The sequence below is a fragment of the Symbiobacterium sp. genome (genome assembly GCF_040797425.1).
Classification (GTDB): domain Bacteria; phylum Bacillota; class Sulfobacillia; order Symbiobacteriales; family Symbiobacteriaceae; genus Symbiobacterium.
Genome location: NZ_JBFNEH010000030.1, coordinates 1 through 16,294 on the forward strand (window position 1 = coordinate 1; position 16,294 = coordinate 16,294).

The 16,294-nt window shown below is 67.7% G+C and carries 15 protein-coding genes; all 15 read left to right on the plus strand.

All coding sequences use genetic code 11. The features are described from left to right. The first annotated feature begins 230 nt into the window (after window positions 1–230). The 15 genes from AB2385_RS10500 to AB2385_RS10570 all read left to right on the plus strand — a co-directional run bounded on the left by AB2385_RS10500 (window position 231) and on the right by AB2385_RS10570 (window position 16,217). Window positions 231–1,463: a D-alanyl-D-alanine carboxypeptidase family protein gene (locus AB2385_RS10500; protein ID WP_367654941.1), complete on the plus strand. Its 1,233-nt coding sequence runs from the start codon at window positions 231–233 to the stop codon at window positions 1,461–1,463. Between the two features lie 261 nt (window positions 1,464–1,724). Further along, window positions 1,725–2,075, plus strand: a complete 351-nt coding sequence (locus tag AB2385_RS10505; RefSeq protein ID WP_367654942.1) for an NADH-quinone oxidoreductase subunit A — start codon at window positions 1,725–1,727, stop codon at window positions 2,073–2,075. Next, window positions 2,072–2,572: an NADH-quinone oxidoreductase subunit B gene (locus AB2385_RS10510; protein WP_367654943.1), complete on the plus strand. Its 501-nt coding sequence runs from the start codon at window positions 2,072–2,074 to the stop codon at window positions 2,570–2,572. Before AB2385_RS10505 ends, AB2385_RS10510 begins: the two co-directional genes overlap by 4 nt. Further along, the gene (locus AB2385_RS10515; protein ID WP_367654944.1) at window positions 2,565–3,170 is read left to right on the plus strand and encodes an NADH-quinone oxidoreductase subunit C; all 606 of its coding nucleotides are present in this window, start codon (window positions 2,565–2,567) and stop codon (window positions 3,168–3,170) included. The genes AB2385_RS10510 and AB2385_RS10515 overlap by 8 nt, the downstream gene beginning before the upstream one ends. 7 nt (window positions 3,171–3,177) lie before the next feature. Continuing rightward, window positions 3,178–4,386 (plus strand): NADH dehydrogenase (quinone) subunit D, encoded by a 1,209-nt coding sequence (nuoD, locus tag AB2385_RS10520; protein ID WP_367654945.1) that lies wholly within the window; start codon window positions 3,178–3,180, stop codon window positions 4,384–4,386. Further along, window positions 4,387–5,082 carry an NADH-quinone oxidoreductase subunit NuoE gene (gene nuoE, locus AB2385_RS10525; RefSeq protein WP_367654946.1) on the plus strand — a complete coding sequence of 232 codons (696 nt, stop codon included), beginning with the start codon at window positions 4,387–4,389 and terminating at the stop codon, window positions 5,080–5,082. A gap of 18 nt (window positions 5,083–5,100) precedes the next feature. Beyond that, window positions 5,101–6,375 (plus strand): NADH-quinone oxidoreductase subunit NuoF, encoded by a 1,275-nt coding sequence (gene nuoF, locus AB2385_RS10530; RefSeq protein ID WP_367654947.1) that lies wholly within the window; start codon window positions 5,101–5,103, stop codon window positions 6,373–6,375. Then, window positions 6,372–8,822 carry an NADH-quinone oxidoreductase subunit NuoG gene (nuoG, locus tag AB2385_RS10535; RefSeq protein WP_367654948.1) on the plus strand — a complete coding sequence of 817 codons (2,451 nt, stop codon included), beginning with the start codon at window positions 6,372–6,374 and terminating at the stop codon, window positions 8,820–8,822. Before nuoF ends, nuoG begins: the two co-directional genes overlap by 4 nt. Before the next feature lies 1 nt (window position 8,823). Next, window positions 8,824–9,807, plus strand: a complete 984-nt coding sequence (gene nuoH / locus AB2385_RS10540) for an NADH-quinone oxidoreductase subunit NuoH (RefSeq protein ID WP_367654949.1) — start codon at window positions 8,824–8,826, stop codon at window positions 9,805–9,807. 25 nt (window positions 9,808–9,832) lie between these two features. After that, entirely contained in the window at window positions 9,833–10,321 is a 489-nt protein-coding gene (gene nuoI / locus AB2385_RS10545) for an NADH-quinone oxidoreductase subunit NuoI (RefSeq protein ID WP_367654950.1), read from the plus strand. After that, window positions 10,318–10,824, plus strand: coding sequence for an NADH-quinone oxidoreductase subunit J (locus AB2385_RS10550; protein WP_367654951.1), 507 nt, complete (start codon window positions 10,318–10,320; stop codon window positions 10,822–10,824). Before nuoI ends, AB2385_RS10550 begins: the two co-directional genes overlap by 4 nt. A gap of 17 nt (window positions 10,825–10,841) precedes the next feature. Then, window positions 10,842–11,150 carry an NADH-quinone oxidoreductase subunit NuoK gene (gene nuoK, locus AB2385_RS10555; protein WP_367654952.1) on the plus strand — a complete coding sequence of 103 codons (309 nt, stop codon included), beginning with the start codon at window positions 10,842–10,844 and terminating at the stop codon, window positions 11,148–11,150. A 24-nt stretch (window positions 11,151–11,174) separates the two neighbouring features. Next, window positions 11,175–13,094, plus strand: a complete 1,920-nt coding sequence (gene nuoL, locus AB2385_RS10560) for an NADH-quinone oxidoreductase subunit L (protein ID WP_367654953.1) — start codon at window positions 11,175–11,177, stop codon at window positions 13,092–13,094. Between the two features lie 31 nt (window positions 13,095–13,125). Then, the gene (locus AB2385_RS10565; RefSeq protein ID WP_367654954.1) at window positions 13,126–14,601 is read left to right on the plus strand and encodes an NADH-quinone oxidoreductase subunit N; all 1,476 of its coding nucleotides are present in this window, start codon (window positions 13,126–13,128) and stop codon (window positions 14,599–14,601) included. Window positions 14,602–14,762: 161 nt separating this feature from the next. Further along, window positions 14,763–16,217: a helix-turn-helix domain-containing protein gene (locus AB2385_RS10570; protein WP_367654955.1), complete on the plus strand. Its 1,455-nt coding sequence runs from the start codon at window positions 14,763–14,765 to the stop codon at window positions 16,215–16,217. Window positions 16,218–16,294 lie beyond the last annotated feature (77 nt).

Here is a 16,294-nt window from a genome sequence, read left to right on the forward strand (position 1 = left end):
CGTGAACAGCTTCTCGCTCACCATCAACGGCGAGCCCGTGGATTACGGACTCGAGGGCGGCCCGTATACCCTGCATATCAAGAAGAGCGGGTAGACTGGTCCGGCCGTACACGGCCGGACCAACACGCGCCGCCCGGCGCAGGCAGCGTTTGGAACGTTTCATGCGGCCGCCGGTCGGGGGATAGCGCGCACACGCGCCGCTCCATACTACCCGATGGAGGTGGCGCGCTGTGCGTCGGATTGTTCGCTTGCTCACAGCCTTGCTCGCGCTGGCCGCCACAGGCTGGCCGGCCGCCGGCGCGGCGGCTGCACCGGTTCCCCTCATCGAACACTTCCGCCAGCAGGTGGAACCCCCGCCCCGGCTCTGGGCCAACGGGGCGATTTTGCTGGACGCCGCCACGGGGGACGTGCTCTGGGCGCACAACGCCCACGCGCGGCTCCACCCGGCCAGCACCACCAAGGTCCTCACGGGCCTGATCGCCCTGGAGCGGGGCGACCTGAATGCCAAGGTGAGGATCTCCCGCCGCGCGGCCACCACGCCGGGCAGCTCGATGTACCTGCGGGAGGGGGAGGTCCACACCCTCCACGACCTGGTGTACGGGCTGCTCCTGCGCTCGGGGAACGACGCGGCCGTGGCCATCGCCGAGGCCATCGCCGGATCGGTGGAGGACTTCGCCGAGTTGATGAACGAGCGCGCCCGGCGGCTCGGGGCCAGGAACTCCCACTTCGTGAACCCCCATGGGCTCACGCACCCGGAGCACCTCAGCACCGCCTACGACCTGGCGGTCATCACCCGGGCGGCGCTGCAGAACCCCCTCTTTGCGGAGATCGTGGCCACCCCGGTGAAGGAGCTCACCTACGAGGAACTGGGGCGCAAGGTGGTGCTCTACAACACCAACCGGCTGCTCACGTGGCTGGAAGGCGCCGACGGCGTGAAGACGGGCACCACCGATGCGGCAGGGGCCTGCCTGATCTCCAGCGCCACCCGCGGCGAGCAGAAACTGATCGCCGTGGTGCTGGGCGCCTCCAACCGGTGGCGGGAGTCGGCTGCCCTCCTGGAATGGGGGTTCCGGAACTTCCAGGTGGCCCGGCTGGGGCGGGCCGGGGAGGTGCTGGTCCACCTGCCGGTGAAGGGCGGAAAGCGCCGCAGCGTGCCCGTCAGCTTCGGACGGGAGCTGGCGGTGGTGCTGCCGCAGCCCGCTGAGCCGCCGCGGATGGAGGTCGACCTGGCGGCCTCCGTGCCGGCCCCTGTGCGGGCCGGGCAGGTGGTGGGCCGGGCCCGGGTGGCAACGCCGGGAGAGAGCGGCGGCGAGCGCTGGGTGGAGCTGGTGGCGGCGCAGTCGGTTCCGGCGGCTTCGTGGCTTGACCGTGTCCTGCAGGTTCTACTATCATTGGTCGAGGCCGAAGATATTTTAGAATTACACCTAGTGCCTGGATATAATGGGCAAGGATACCGCCGTTAGCCCCTTCAGGAACGGTCACCAAGGGCCGGAAACCAAGCGGAAGAGGCATCAACTGGCTCTATGCCCGTTTTTTGCTTGAGCACACATTCACAAACGGGATGACATTTGCTGTGGCACCTTGGTATACTGTCTAGGTAGAGTCGGCTGTACTTTAGACCAGGTACGCAAGACCAAGGTCTGGTTGGGTAGGCCGGATTTGTTCAGTCATTCACAATCCTGCGCGTCCGTTACAGTCTATTGTAACCAGAAGGAGGCTGGCGAATGCACCCGTACCTGCCCCTGCTCATCTATTTGCTCGTGGCGCTGGTCTTTGCGGCGGCCATGAGCATTCTGGGCACCAGCTTCGGGCGGAAGAGGCCCGAGCCGTACAAGTTGCAGCCTTATGAGTCCGGTCATCCCACAGCCCCGTTCACCGGGCGGTTCCCGGTGAAGTTCTACCTGGTGGCCATGCTCTTCGTCGTGTTCGACGTCGAGACGGCGTCGTTCTACCCGTGGGCCGTCAACCTGCGCAGCCTGGGCGCCTTCGGCCTCGTCGAGATGGTCACCTTCATGGCGGTGCTGGCCATCGGCTACGCCTATGTCTGGAAGAAGGGAGGCTTCAACTGGCGATGAGCGCTGACGGCGTCTTCACAGACCAGGGTGGCTTCCTCACCACCACTGTGGATGGATTCCTGCGGTGGGCGCAGGCCAACTCGATCTGGCCGCTGACCTTCGGCCTGGCCTGCTGCGCCATCGAGATGATGAACCTGGCTTCCGGACCCCGCTACGACATCGCCCGGTTCGGCTCCGAGGCGTTCCGCGCCTCGCCCCGTCAGGCCGACCTGATCTTCATCTCCGGCCGCGTCTCCAACAAGATGGCGCCGGTGATCAAGCAGGTCTACAGCCAGATGCTGGAGCCCAAGTGGGTCGTGGCCTTCGGTGCCTGCGCCTGCTCCGGTGGCATCTTCGACAACTACGCCGTCATGCAGGGTGTGGACAACCTGCTGCCGGTGGACATCTACGTTCCCGGCTGCCCGCCGACCCCCGAGGCGGTCATCTACGCCGTGCAGAAGCTGCGTGACCGCATCCGGAAGGATGACCCGAGGGGAGGCGTGATCGTCCGTGGCTAACAACGCGATGCAGGACCGGGTGAACGCCGCCCGGGAGCGCGTGAATCACGAGGTCATCCCTGCCCTGCTCGAGGCCTTCCCCGGCCAGGTAGAGGTCATCCCGCCGACCAACGATCAGATCCCGCAGGTCTACGTCGCCAGCGCGGTGCACGAGTCGGTGGCCCGGTGGCTGAAGGAGCGGGGCTTCCACATGCTGGTCGACATCACCGCGGCCGACTACTGGCCGAAGCGGGAGCCGCGGTTCGAACTGGTCTACCACCTCAGGGAGATGCCGGAGAAAGACCCGAAGGGCGAGAAGGGCCTCGGGATGATCCGGATTCGGGTGAAGCTCACCGAGAAGGAGCCTGTGCACACCCTGAGCCACATCTGGCCCATGGCGATTGCCGCCGAACGGGAGATCTGGGATCAGTTCGGCCTCAACATCGTGGGCCATCCGAACCTGACCCGCATCCTGAATCCCGACGACTGGGAAGGGCACCCGCTGCGGAAGGACTACCCGCTGCGCGGCCCGCGCGCCCTCATCAAGCCGGAGATGCCCGCCGACGAGAACCGGTACCACCCGTTCGTCGACGCAGAGCCGGCCAAGGAAGGAGAGTAGGGTGAACATGGCGGAAGAGCTGGAGAAGGAGGAGCAGCGCCCCGAGCGGATGACGCTCTCCATCGGCCCGCACCACCCTGCCACGCACGGCGTCCTGCGGGTGAAGCTGACGCTGGAGGGCGAGACCGTCGTCGACGCCGAGCCCGAGACCGGCTTCCTGCACACGGGCATCGAGAAGACCGCGGAGAACCTCACCTGGAACCAGGCCACCACGGTGATGGACCGCATGGACTACCTCGCGCCCATCTCCAACAACACGGGCTACATCCTGGCGGTGGAGAAGCTGCTGGGCATCGAGGACCGCATCCCCGAGAAGGCCCGGGTGGCCCGGGTGATCCTGCTGGAGCTGAACCGGATCGCCTCCCACCTGGTCGCACTGGGCACCGGCGGCCTGGACTACGGCAACATCGGCACGCCCATCTTCTGGGCGTTCGAGCTGCGCGACCGCATCCTCGACATCTTCGAGCACACCACCGGCCAGCGCATGAACCCCTCGTACATGCGGGTGGGCGGCCTGGCCTACGACCTGCCCCACAACTTCAAGGAGATGGTGGAGGACTTCCTGAAGCTGGCCCCGAGCCGGATTCAGGAGCTGCGTGACGTGATGCTCTACAACCCGATCTTCATGGACCGGTCCAAGGGCGTGAGCGTCATCACCTACGAGGACGCCCTCAAGTGGGGCCTCACCGGCCGGAACCTGCGGGTGACCGGCTCGGACTACGACGTGCGCAAGTACTACCCGTACCTGGGTTACGAAAACTACGACTTCAAGGTGCCGGTCTACACCGACGGCGACTCGTGGTCCCGCGTGGCGATCACCTTCGACGAGATGTTCGAGTCGCTGAAGATCATCCGCCAGGCGCTGGACAACCTGCCCTGGGATGACCGGTACATCATTGACGACCGCAAGCTGGTGCTGCCGCCCAAGCAGGAGCTGAAGCACTCCATGGAGGCGCTGATCCACCACTTCAAGCTGGTGCAGCACGGCTTCGACGTTCCGGCGGGCGAGGTCTACCAGGCCATCGAGTCGCCCCGGGGCGAGATCGGCTTCTACGTGATCTCCGACGGCGGCAACAAGCCCCTCCGGGTGCGGGTCCGTCCGCCCTCGTTCTACGCCGTCTACTCGCTGCCGCTGCTCCTGCGCGGCCAGCTGCTCGCTGACGTGGTGGGCGCCATCGCCACCATCGATCCCATCTTCGGGGAGGTGGACCGCTAAATGGCTGAGCACCAGAAGAAGGCCACGATTCAGGAGGTCCACCCGCCCCGGTGGCCGGAGACCTGCAAGGAGGAGGTGGCGGAGATCCTCCGCCGCTATCCCGAGGGCCGCGAGCAGTCGGCCATCCTGCCGCTGCTCCACCTGGCCATGCGGGAGCGGGAGGGGCGCTACGTCGCCCTCTCCGACATCGAGGCCATCGCCGAGATCTGCGGCGTTACCCCTGCCTACGTCGAGTCGGTCTGCTCCTTCTACTCGATGTACAAGCGCAGGCCGATCGGAAAGTACCTGATCACCGTCTGCGGCAACATGGCCTGCCACCTGCTGGCGGGCGGCGACAAGCTCGTGCAGCACATGGAGCAGACCCTGGGCATCAAGGCGGGCGAGACCACGCCCGACGGCCTGATCACCCTCGAGGTGACGGGGGAGTGCCTGGCCGCGTGCGACCTGGCTCCGGTGATCCAGGTGGACGGCGAGTACGTCGTGAAGCTGACCCCCGCAAAGTTCGACGCCCTGGTGGCTGCCCTGCGCTCCGGCGAGGGCCCCGACCGCTTCCTGGAGAAGCTGCCGCTCATGAACGGCGAGAACCAGGACGAGTGGCCGGGCTTCGGTCCTGCCCCCGACGCGGCGGCTGAGGCCGCTGCGGCCGCGCCGGCCGAGTCCTCCAGCGAGGCTCCGGCGCCGGCGAAGGGCGAGTAACGAGGAGGCAGAGAAGCGATGCAGTTTGAACCTGTGCTCACAAAGGGCATCGGGAAGGTCGACCTGACCAACATCGATGTGTACGAGGCGCAGGGCGGGTATCAGGCACTTCGCAAGGCGCTCACCATGGAGCCCCAGGCGATCGTGGAGGAGGTCAAGAAGGCGAACCTCCGCGGCCGCGGCGGCGCCGGCTTCCCGGCGGGTGTGAAGTGGAGCTTCCTGCCCAACGACGGGCGGCCCCGCTACCTCTGCGTCAACGCCGACGAGTCTGAGCCCGGCACCTGCAACAACCGCACCCTCATCTACGCCAATCCGCACCAGCTGATCGAGGGCATCCTCATCACCGCCTACGCCAACCGCATCAGCCAGTCGTTCATCTACATCCGCGGCGAGTTCAAGCGCGGCGCGGAGATTCTCATGAAGGCCATTGAGGACGCCCGCAAGAAGGGCTACGTGGGCAAGAACATCCTGGGCACCGATTTCAGCCAGGAGATCACCGTCCACCGCGGCGCCAGCGCCTACATCTGCGGCGAGGAGTCGGCCCTGCTGAACTCGCTGGAGGGGCGCCGCGGCGAGCCGCGTGTGAAGCCCCCGTTCCCGGCGGTGGTGGGCCTCTATGGCTGCCCCACCATCATCAACAACGTGGAGACCATCTCCAACGTGCCGCACATCGTGAAGAACGGCTGGGAGTGGTACACCAAGATCACGGCCAACCCGTCCAACCCGAAGTCGTGCGGCCCGAAGCTCTTCACCGTCTCCGGCTGCGTGCAGCGGCCCGGCAACTACGAGCTGCCCATGGGCGTGAAGCTGCGGGACGTGATCGAAATCGCCGGCGGCCTCCGGCCCGGCCGGAAGCTGAAGGCGGTGCAGCCCGGCGGCTCCTCGACCCCGATGCTGACCCCGGAGCACCTGGACGTGCCCATGGACTTCGAGTCCGTGGCGGCGGCGGGGTCGCTTCTGGGCACCGCGGCGGTGATCGTCTACGACGACACCGTGGACCTGGTGGATGTGGCGCTCTACTGGACGCGCTTCTACGCCCACGAGTCCTGCGGCCAGTGCACGCCGTGCCGGGAAGGCACCCACTGGCTCCAGCGGATCTTCGAACGCATCAAGGCCGGCGGCGGCACCGAGGCCGACCTGAAGGTCATTGCCGACATGCAGACCCAGATGGCCGGCACCACGATCTGCGTGCTCTCGGACGCCGCAGCCACGTTCCCCGTTTCGCTGCTGAAGCTCTTCCCCGAAGAACTTGACCGCTACATCAAGCGCGCAAAGGAGGTGCGGCCGGCGTGAGCGAGCAGCAGCTGGTCACCGTCACCATCGACGGTCGCACCGCGCGGGTGCCCAAGGGCACGCTCCTGGTGGAGGCGGCGAGGTCGGTGGGCATTGACATCCCCGTCTTCTGCTACCACCCGAAGCTGGACCCCGTGGGCGTCTGCCGTATGTGCCTGGTCCAGATCGAGAAGATTCCCAAGCCCCAGCCCGCCTGCACCACGCAGGTCACCGACGGCATGGTGGTGCACACCCAGACCGACCGTGTCGCCGACCTGCGCCGGGGCGTGCTGGAGTTCCTCCTGCTCAACCACCCGCTGGACTGCCCGGTCTGCGACAAGGGCGGCGAGTGCGACCTGCAGGATCTGACCTTCGCGTACGGGCAGACCACCAGCCGGCTCGTGGACGGCAAGGTCCGCAAGGACAAGGCCGTCGAGCTCGGCAACTTCATCGTCCTCGACAACGAGCGCTGCATCCTCTGCCGGCGCTGCGTCCGCTTCGACAACGAGGTCGCCACCGAAGGCAACCTCATCATCGAAGAGCGCGGCCACCTGAACAAGATCACCACGATGGACGGCCAGGAGTACAACTCGTACTTCAGCGGCAACACCATCGAGCTCTGCCCGGTGGGCGCCCTCACCTCTGAGCTCTATCGGTTCCAGGCCCGGCCGTGGGACCTCTCCAAGGTGCCGTCGGTCTGCACCGGCTGCTCGGTGGGCTGCAACGTGAACCTGGAGTTCCGGCACGGCCAGCTGCTCCGGCTCACCAACCGGGAGAACCCGGCCATCGACAACGGCTGGCTCTGCGACCGGGGCCGGTTCAACTACAAGTATGTGCAGGCCGGCGAGCGGCTTACACAGCCCTTGGTGAAGCGCGACGGCCAGTTCGTGCCCGTCACCTGGGCCGAGGCCTTCCGCGTGATCACCGAGCGCTTCCAGGCCGTTGCGGCCCAGAAGGGCGGCCGGGGCTTCGGCGTGATCGGCGGCGGGAAGCTCACCAACGAGGAGGCGTACCTGCTCGGCAAGTTCGCCCGCCTCGCCCTCAAGACCAACAACGTCGACCACCGGGTGGACGGCCAGGTCGTCGCCTCCGTCGGCGCCTACCCGGGCCGGCAGGCCGACCTCTCCAGCGCCGAGGCCATTCTCGTCGTGGACGTGGACCCGGCCGAGACCGCCCCGGTGATGGACCTGCGCATCCGGCGCATGGCCGACCGCAAGCTGGCGAAGATCGCCGTCATCGGCTCGGTGCTGCCCCGGTACCGGGGCCGCCACGCCCGGATGCAGCTCAGGCCCGGCCAGACCGCCGCGGCGCTGAGAAGCCTGGCCGCCGTCGTGGCCGGCGGGAAGGCGCCGAAGTCCGAGTTCGACCCCGAAGCGCTTACGCAGATGGCCGCCCTGTTCACCGGCGGCAAGCGGGTCGCCATCGTCTGGGGCGGCGAGAACGCCGAGACCGGCCGGGCGCTGCTGGAGCTGGCGGCGGCCCTCAAGACCGCCGGCAATCCCGTCTCGATCCTGGTGCCCGGCGCCCAGAACAACAGCCGCGGCGCCGAGGCGATGGGCGTCCTGCCCGGCTACCTGCCCGGCTTCTACAACGTGGCCGACAGCAAGAGCCGCGAGGCGGTGGCGAACGTGTGGCTTAACCGGAACCTGCCCACCGAGCCCGGCCTCGACACCGGCGCCATGCTGAAGGCCGCGGCCGAGGGCGAGATCGAGGCTCTGTACCTGGCCGGCGCCAACCTGATGAACACCTACCCCGACCGCACCCTGGTCCAGGCTGCGCTGGAGAAGGCGTTCGTGGTGGCGGTGGACCTGTTCCTGAACGAGACCGCCCAGCTGGCGGACGTGGTGCTGCCCGCCGCGGCGCTGGGCGAGAAGACCGGCTCGTACACGGCCCTCGACGGCGCCGTGCAGACCGTGAAGGCCGCCAAGCGGCCGGAGGGCCAGGCTCAGGCGGACGGCGACATCCTCGTGGCCCTGGCGGCCGCCCTTGGGGTGAAGATCGCCTCCTCTCCGGCCGCCACCGCCGCCGAGATGGCCCGGCTGGTCGGCAAGCTGGAGGAAGGTGCCGTTCTCAAGGGGGCGCCCACCACGCTGCTGCAGGGGCCGGCGGCGGAGGCGACGGCCGCAGCCCTCGGCGAGGGTCAGCTCTGGCTGGTGCCGGTGCACCGGCTCTATGCCGGCGGCTCCACGGCGCAGTTCGACAGTGCGTTCAACCACGTGCTGCCCGAGCCGGCGGCCCTGTTCAACCCCGACGACGCCGCCCGCCTCGGAATCGCCAGGGGCGACCGGGTGGAGCTGGCGGCGGGCGAGGCGAAGCTGAGCCTCACCGCGGCCATCGACCGGCGGGTCGTCCCGGGCACCGTGCAGGCGATCCGGCGCCTGAGCGCCGCGCCCGTAAATGCCCTGACCAGAGGCGCCGCCCCGGTGGCCGTCACCGTGGCGAAGCTGGCCGTGGAGGTGGCGGACTGACATGAACATGTGGATGACGGTGCTGCTCCTGGTCGTGAAGGCGCTGGTCCTTGCCGTGACCGTGACCCTGGTCGTGGCCATCTTCCTGCTCTTCATGCGGAAGTTCCTGGGCTACTTCTCGTACCGGGTCGGTCCGACCAAGGTGGGCCCCTGGGGCGTGCTGCAGCCGATTGCCGACGTGGTGAAGATGCTCTTCAAGGAGGACATCATCCCCGAGAAGGCTGACCCGATCATCTATCGGCTGGCGCCCATCATCGCCTTCTTCTGCGCCCTGGGCGTCTGGGTGGTCATTCCCTGGGCCCCGCGGGGCGAGTGGTCGGCGATGGCCGACCCCAACGCCGGCGTACTGGTGATGCTGGCCATCACGTCGATGAGCGTCTACGGCGTGGCCCTGGGCGGCTGGGCCTCGCAGAACAAGTATGGTCTGCTGGGCTCCATGCGTTCCACCGCCCAGATGATCTCCTACGAGCTGGCCATGGCCATGGCGCTGCTGGGCGTGATCCTGATGACCGGCTCGGTGAGCATGTTCGACATCGTGGACGCCCAGCGCAACGTGATCAACCTTTTCCCGCAGTTCCTGGGCTTCCTGGTCTACTTCACCGCCGCCCTGGCGGAGGCCGGCTGGACCCCCTTCGACCTGCCGGAGAGCGACGCCGAGTTGGTGGGCGGTTACCACACCGACTACGGCGGCATGCGGTTCGGCCTCTTCTTCCTGAGCGAGCTGACGCATGCGGTCAACGCCGCGGTGCTGACCACCACCTTCTTCCTCGGCGGCTACAACCCGTGGTTCGGCCTCGCCATGATCCCCGGGTTCGTCTGGTTCCTGATCAAGGTCTGCTTCCTGCTGTTTGTGCTCTACTGGATCAAGTGCACCTTCCCCCGCTTCCGCTACGACCGGCTGATGGTCTTCGGCTGGAAGGTGCTTCTCCCGGTGGCGGCCCTGAACCTGGTGGGCACGGCCATCTACGTGGCCCTCTGGGGCTAGCCGGCGGGCAGGGAGGTGTTGATTCGTGAATGCAGTCACGGCAATCGCCAAGGGCATGGCGACGACCCTGAAGGTTCTGTTCCGCAAGAAGAGTACTATTGACTATCCCTACGTAAAGCGCACCCGGGCCCCGCGCTTCCGGGGGCGGCACGAGCTGCGCACCTACGAGAACGGCCTGGAGATGTGCGTCGGCTGCGAGCTCTGCCAGGTGGCCTGCCCGGCGGCGGCCATCACGGTGCAGGCGGCGGAGAACGACCCGGACCATCCGCACAGCCCCGGCGAGCGTTATGGGTACCGGTATCAGGTGGACCTGCTGCGCTGCATCTTCTGCGGCATGTGCGAGGAGGCCTGCCCCACGGAGTGCCTGCACCTCACGCAGGAGTTCGAACTGGCCAACTTCACCCGCGAGTCGTTGGTGCTGCAGAAGGATCAGCTGCTCAACCGGAATCCCTCGGGCTTCAAGGTGCCCCTCAACGTCTACCCCCCGTTCCGGCGTAAGGCGGTGAACTCATGAACCTGGTCTTTATCCTTGCGGGTTTGATGGCCATCGCCGGCGTCGTCGGGGTGATCCTGGCCCGGCAGCCGGTGCACCAGGTCATCGCCACGGTGTTCAGCTTCATCGGGCTGGCGGCGCTCTACCTCAGCCTGCAGAACGAGTTCCTGGCTGTGATCCAGCTGATCGTCTACGGCGGCGCCGTCATGATCCTGTTCCTGTTCGTCATCGCACTGCTCTCCGCCCGGAAGGATCCGGTGGAGAAAGACGTGGGGAAGCTCACTCCGCCCACCATCGCCGGCTTCGCGGTGGGCGGCGCCCTCCTGGTCATGCTCGGCATCGTGGGCCTTTTCGGCGCCGAGGGCAACCGGGGCTGGACCGCGGTGCCCGAGCAGTTCGGCCAGGTGGGCGAGTTCGGCCACGAGCTGCTCACCACGTACGTGTTCCCGTTTGAAGTGATTGCATTCGTCCTGATGGTGGCCGTGATCGGGGTCATGATCCTGGTCGGCCGGCACAGGGCGTAGGGAGGAGGAGAGAGCCCATGCCTGCATTCTCGCTGAATGCCTACGTTGCCCTCTCCGCCGTCCTGTTCGCCCTCGGCGGCATCGGCGTGCTGGTCCGGCGCAGCCCGCTGGCCATGCTCATGTCCATCGAGCTGATGCTCAACTCGGCCAACCTGCTGTTTGTCGCCTTCGGACGGGCGCACGGCGGCTACGAGGGCCAGATCATGGCCTTCCTGGTGATCACCGTCGCCGCGGCCGAGGTGGCCATCGGCCTGGCGCTCACGGTGCTGTTGTTCAGGCGCCGCGAGCACGCAGACGTGGACGAGGTTACCGACCTGAAGCTCTAAACCACCCGGGAAGGAAGTGTGACCATGAACCTCGCCTGGATGCTGCCGGCCATCGTCGTCGTTCCGCTCCTGAGCGCGGCGGTCGTGGGCTACTTCCGGAACACCTGGTCCAAGACCACGGTGTCCTGGGTGGCCTGCGGCTCTGTCGCCGCCTCGTTCGCAATGACGGTGGCCCTGGCGGTGCAGTACTGGGGCGCCGCCGAACCCGAACCGATCCGCTCCGCCCTCACCTCGTGGGGGAGCCTCCTGGACCTCGGCCTGGTGGCGGATGGGCTCTCCCTCTGGTGGGCCCTGGTGGTCACCGGCGCCGGCCTCCTGATCCACATCTACTCGACGGCTTACATGCGGGAGGACGAGTCCTACGGCCGCTTCATGGCCAAGATGAACTTCTTCATCTTCGCCATGTCCATGCTGGTGCTCTCGGACAACTTCGCCGGCATGGCCATCGGCTGGGGTTGCGTGGGCCTCGCCTCCTACATGCTGATCGGCTTCTACTTCACGAAGCCCTCGGCGCAGAACGCCGCCATCAAGGCGTTCGTCATGAACGTCATCGGCGAGGCGGGGCTGTTTGCCGGCATCGCCTTCATCTACGCCAACTTCGGCTCCTTCAAGTTCGATGACGTCTTCGGCGCCATCGCCCAGGGGCAGGTCAGCGTCGCGACGCTGAACCTGATCGGCATCCTGCTGCTCACCGGCGCCGTGGCCAAGTCGGCCCAGCTGCCGCTGCACACCTGGCTTCCCTACGCCATGGAAGGCCCGACCCCGGTCTCCGCCCTGATCCACGCTGCCACCATGGTGACGGCCGGCGTCTACCTGGTCTCCCGGGCCCACCCGCTCTACGAGGTGGCCACGGGCGCAGCGCTGACCGTCGCGTGGATCGGCGGCCTCGGCGCCCTCTTCGGCGCCCTGGTGGCCGCGGGCCAGTTCGACATCAAGCGGGTGCTGGCGTTCTCGACCCTCTCGCAGATCGGCTACATGTTCCTGGGCAACGGCCTGGGAGCTTACGTAGCCGCCGACTTCCACTTCTTCACCCACGCCTTCTTCAAGGCCGGGCTGTTCCTCACCGCCGGCATCGTGGTGCACCACTACCACGGCGACCAGGACATCCGGCACATGGGCGGCCTCTGGTACCGCGACCGGTTCGCCGCCATCTGCTTCGGCCTCGCGGCGCTGGCCCTGATCGGCCTGCCGCCGTTCTCGGGCTTCTTCTCCAAGGACGAGATCCTGCTGGCTGCGTTCCAGCACGGGCAGTGGGCCCTGTTCGCCATCGCCGTGCTGGCCGCCGGCATGACCGCCTTCTACAACGTGCGCCTCTACAGCCTGGTCTTCCTGGGCGATGCCTATGTGCCCCAGGTGAAGGCGGTCGGTAAGAAGAAGGCCCGGGCTGCGCAGCTGGAGCCGCAGGCGCACGCCGAGCACGAGCACGCCACGCCTGCGGCCATGAAGTGGCCGGTGGCCATCCTGGCCGTGCTGTCGGTGGTCTCGGGCTGGCTCTTCTTCGGCCACTACCAGCTCTCGGCCCTCGAGCCGGCCTTCCCGACGCTGGAGCTGCACCACGAGCCCATCAACTGGGTGGTGGCCGGGCTTTCGGTGGCGGTGGCCCTGGTGGGCGGCCTGATCTCCTGGTACCTGTACCGGCCCGACGGTGTGCGGCGGGCGCTGGAGCTCGACCCGCAGTACAAGCCGGGCATCCTGTACAACATGTTCTACGTTGACACGCTGTACGATTACGCCTTCGTGCGTCCGGCCAGGGCAGTGGCCGAGTTCGTGGGCGACCTGTTCGACCCGAAGGCCGTCGACGGCATCGTGAACGGCCTGGGCGTCCTCGCCCGGGAGCTGGGCGGCCGGCTCCGCCGCTGGCAGAACGGCCTGGTCCGCTCCTACGCGCTTACCGTCTTCTGCGGCGTGGTGCTGGTGGTCGCGTACTACGTGTTCTACGTGTAAGCACCCGGTGGTCATGTAAGGAGGGGCTCGCGTGCCAGTCGATCTCAACTTCACGATAGCGGCGCCGCTCCTGGCGCTGGCCGCCGGGGCGCTGCTGATCCTACTGTTGGACCTGCTGTTCAAGTATGAGAAGATCCAGGGGCTCATGTACGCAGCGGCGGCCGGCGCTGTGCTCGTGGCGGGCTACTACCTGCTGCCGCTCTGGCAGGGGGTCTCGGAGCCCACCGGCTTTGCCGGCATGCTGGTGATGGACCGCTTCGCCGCGGTCTACGGCGGGGTGCTGCTCGTCGCGGCCCTGCTGGCCACCCTGCTCTCCATCGGGCGGGTACACGAGGACAACTCCGGGTACCTGGCCCTGCTGCTCTGGGGCGCCATGGGCATGGTGCTCCTGGGCGGCGCCGGCAACCTGATGATCATCTTCCTGGGCATCGAGCTGCTGAGCCTGGCGCTCTACGTGATGATCGCCTTCGCACCGGAGCGCATGCAGGCCCGGGAGGCGGCCTTCAAGTACTTCGTGCTTGGCTCGGTGGCCGCCGCGTTCCTGCTCTTCGGCTTCGCCCTGATCTACGGCGCCACCGGTACCATGTCGCTTGCCGGCATCGCCGAGGCCGCCCGGGCGTACAGCAGCGAGGGCGCCTGGACCGTCGGCCTGTACTACAAGGTGGGCGTGGGCCTCGCCATCGTGGGCCTGGGCTTCAAGATGGCCCTGGTGCCCTTCCACATCTGGGCGCCCGACGTCTACCAGGGCGCGCCGACGCCGGTGACCGCCTTCATGGCCATCGGCACCAAGGCGGCGGCCTTTGCCGCCATGGCCCGGCTGCTGGTGGCGGCGGTTCCGGTTCAGTACCAGCCGTCGTTCCTGCTGCCGCTTTCGATTCTGGCCTTCGCCTCGATGATGCTGGGCTCCACGGTGGGCATCTGGCAGAGCGACCTGAAGCGCCTCATGGCCTATTCGGGCATTGCCAACGCCGGCTACCTGATCATGGCCATTCCCGGCCTCGGGCTGGACGGGCTCTCGGCGGCTGCCTACTACCTGGCCGCCTACGGCTTCGCCGTCATGGGCATCTTCGCCGTGGTGCGCCTCCTGGAGGCGCAGGGGGTGGACGGCTCCCAGCTCGCCAACCTGAAGGGGCTCTTCTACCGCGAGCCCTGGGTGGGCGTCTGCCTGGCCGTGCTCTTCTTCGGCCTCGCCGGCGTCCCGCCCACGGGCGGCTTCGTGGGCAAGGTGCTGCTGGCCATCGCCGCCGTCCGGGGCGACGCCTGGATCGTGCTTACGGGTCTCATCCTCTCCACCGGCATTTCCGCCTACGTCTACCTGAAGGTGATCGGAACCGCCTTCACCCGTGCGCAGGAGGCGCCGGCGGCAGAGGAGGGAGCGGTAGCCCAGGCGAACACGCGCACCGCCGCCCAGGTGGTCTTGGCCATCGCCACGGTCGGCACGCTGGTCCTGGGCGTGTTGCCCGGGCCGGTGGCCGCGCTGCTCCGTGTCGCACTGGCCGGTATGTAGCTACACGTGCAGAGGTGTTCCGCAGACAGGGAGACCCGGGTGAGCATCTGCTCGTCCGGGTTTTTCTTGTGCCCAAAACCTGCAGGGACCCCATTCCTTGATACTGATAACCGTTATCAGTTATACTCATTGGAGCGTGATGCAGCGGGGGGAAGTGAAGGATGGGCGATCTCGGCGGCCTACCCGTGCTCCGGTGCCTCGGCGGGCGGCAGTTGGTGGTCGGCGCCCGGCGGGTGCTCGACGTCCCGGCGGCCCGCCATGGCCGGTTCATCTGGCTGAGCGGCGGGTGCGCGAGCGTCGTGGGGGATGGGCCCCGGAGCCGCTGGGCCTGCCGGCTGGAGCCGGGCGAGGTGCTGCTGCTCTGCCCGGGCGAACAGGCGCGCATTCGGAGCGCCTGCGACCAGTCGGCCGAACTGCACCTGCTGGAGTTCGAGGCCGAGGGCGACGGGCTGGAGCGGTACGCCTCGCGGATGGGTCCTCCCGTGCCCGTGCGGCTGCCGGGCGCCGCGCACGTGCTGGAGGGGGCGGGTGCAGGCCTGAGCGGTGCGGCGGCCGACTGGGGTGAAGCCGGGCCGGCTGACGTGATCGCCTTCCTGCGCGCCCAGGCGCACCTCCACGAGTTGATGGCGGCGTACCTCAGCGGGGTGCGGACGCGTGCAGCCTCAGGCCCGCTGCTGGCCTATGCGGACCAGGTACGCCGGCAGATGGCCGCGCACTGCGACCAGGAGTACGACATCGAGACGATCGCCCGCGCATCGGGGGTGAGCCCGCACCGCTTCTACCAGGCCTTTCGGGAGCTCACCGGGCTCACCCCGCACAAGTACCTCTCTGCGGTGCGGCTTCGGCGCTCCCTGCGCCTGTTGGCCGGGGAGTTCCGCTCGGTGGCGGAGGTGGCCCACGCCGTGGGCTACGCCGACGAGCTTTACTTCAGCCGGGTGTTCAAGCGGGAGATGGGGCTCTCGCCCAGCGCGTTTGCACAGCTGGCGCGTTCGGGTCCGCCCGTGCCGGCGCCTGCAGGCGACCTGGCCATCTTCGGCCTCAGCGCCGCTTCCGGGGGCGCGGCCCCGGAGCACGCAGAGTCCGGTGCACCCGGGGAGCCGCGGTTCCAGGGTTGGCGTGAGCGGGTACAGCGGCTGGGGGAACGGCTGGGCCTGGAGGGTGTGGCCGGCCACTGGCTGGCGCTGATGGACCAGCGGCTCTGCCATCTGCGGGCGCTGGTGCGCAGGCGGTTCCGGGAGGCGCCTTGCCTGGTGGTGGGGGTGGGCGAGGACGGATACCGCGTCTTCGGCGCACGCCACCCCGGGCTGGGCGAGCTGCTCTACGTAGCGGCCGGATTCATGCCGTGGGACGGCGTCGCCGATCTGAGCGAGACACGGCTGGGCACGCTGGACGAGGTGGCGGGCCTGGGCTGCCCGGCGGCGCTCTTCCTGCAGGGCCGGGAGGGGCCGGAGGGCGGCATCGAGGCGGCCTGGCTGGAGCGGGTAGGCGAACGGCCGGGGGCCGGGTGCGTCGTGGTGCGCTGGGAGGGCGGCGACGACGCGGCCACCTACGAGCACCTGGTAGAGCAGCTTATCCTGCACCTGTTGGAGATAAACATTCTATACAACACAGTTTAGCAAGGATGTTCCATGTAGGTTTCAGGAATGTCCATTCGGTGGTAGCCGTAGATACGGTATGATCAGGGCGACGGCAC

Coding starts and splice junctions, on each gene's coding strand:
- AB2385_RS10510 (WP_367654943.1), top strand. CDS start 2,072: ATGAGCGCTGACGGCGTCTTCACAGACCAGGGTGGCTTCCTCACCACC.
- AB2385_RS10505 (WP_367654942.1), top strand. CDS start 1,725: ATGCACCCGTACCTGCCCCTGCTCATCTATTTGCTCGTGGCGCTGGTC.
- nuoH (WP_367654949.1), top strand. CDS start 8,824: ATGAACATGTGGATGACGGTGCTGCTCCTGGTCGTGAAGGCGCTGGTC.
- AB2385_RS10550 (WP_367654951.1), top strand. CDS start 10,318: ATGAACCTGGTCTTTATCCTTGCGGGTTTGATGGCCATCGCCGGCGTC.
- nuoD (WP_367654945.1), top strand. CDS start 3,178: ATGGCGGAAGAGCTGGAGAAGGAGGAGCAGCGCCCCGAGCGGATGACG.
- nuoE (WP_367654946.1), top strand. CDS start 4,387: ATGGCTGAGCACCAGAAGAAGGCCACGATTCAGGAGGTCCACCCGCCC.
- AB2385_RS10570 (WP_367654955.1), top strand. CDS start 14,763: ATGGGCGATCTCGGCGGCCTACCCGTGCTCCGGTGCCTCGGCGGGCGG.
- nuoF (WP_367654947.1), top strand. CDS start 5,101: ATGCAGTTTGAACCTGTGCTCACAAAGGGCATCGGGAAGGTCGACCTG.
- nuoK (WP_367654952.1), top strand. CDS start 10,842: ATGCCTGCATTCTCGCTGAATGCCTACGTTGCCCTCTCCGCCGTCCTG.
- nuoL (WP_367654953.1), top strand. CDS start 11,175: ATGAACCTCGCCTGGATGCTGCCGGCCATCGTCGTCGTTCCGCTCCTG.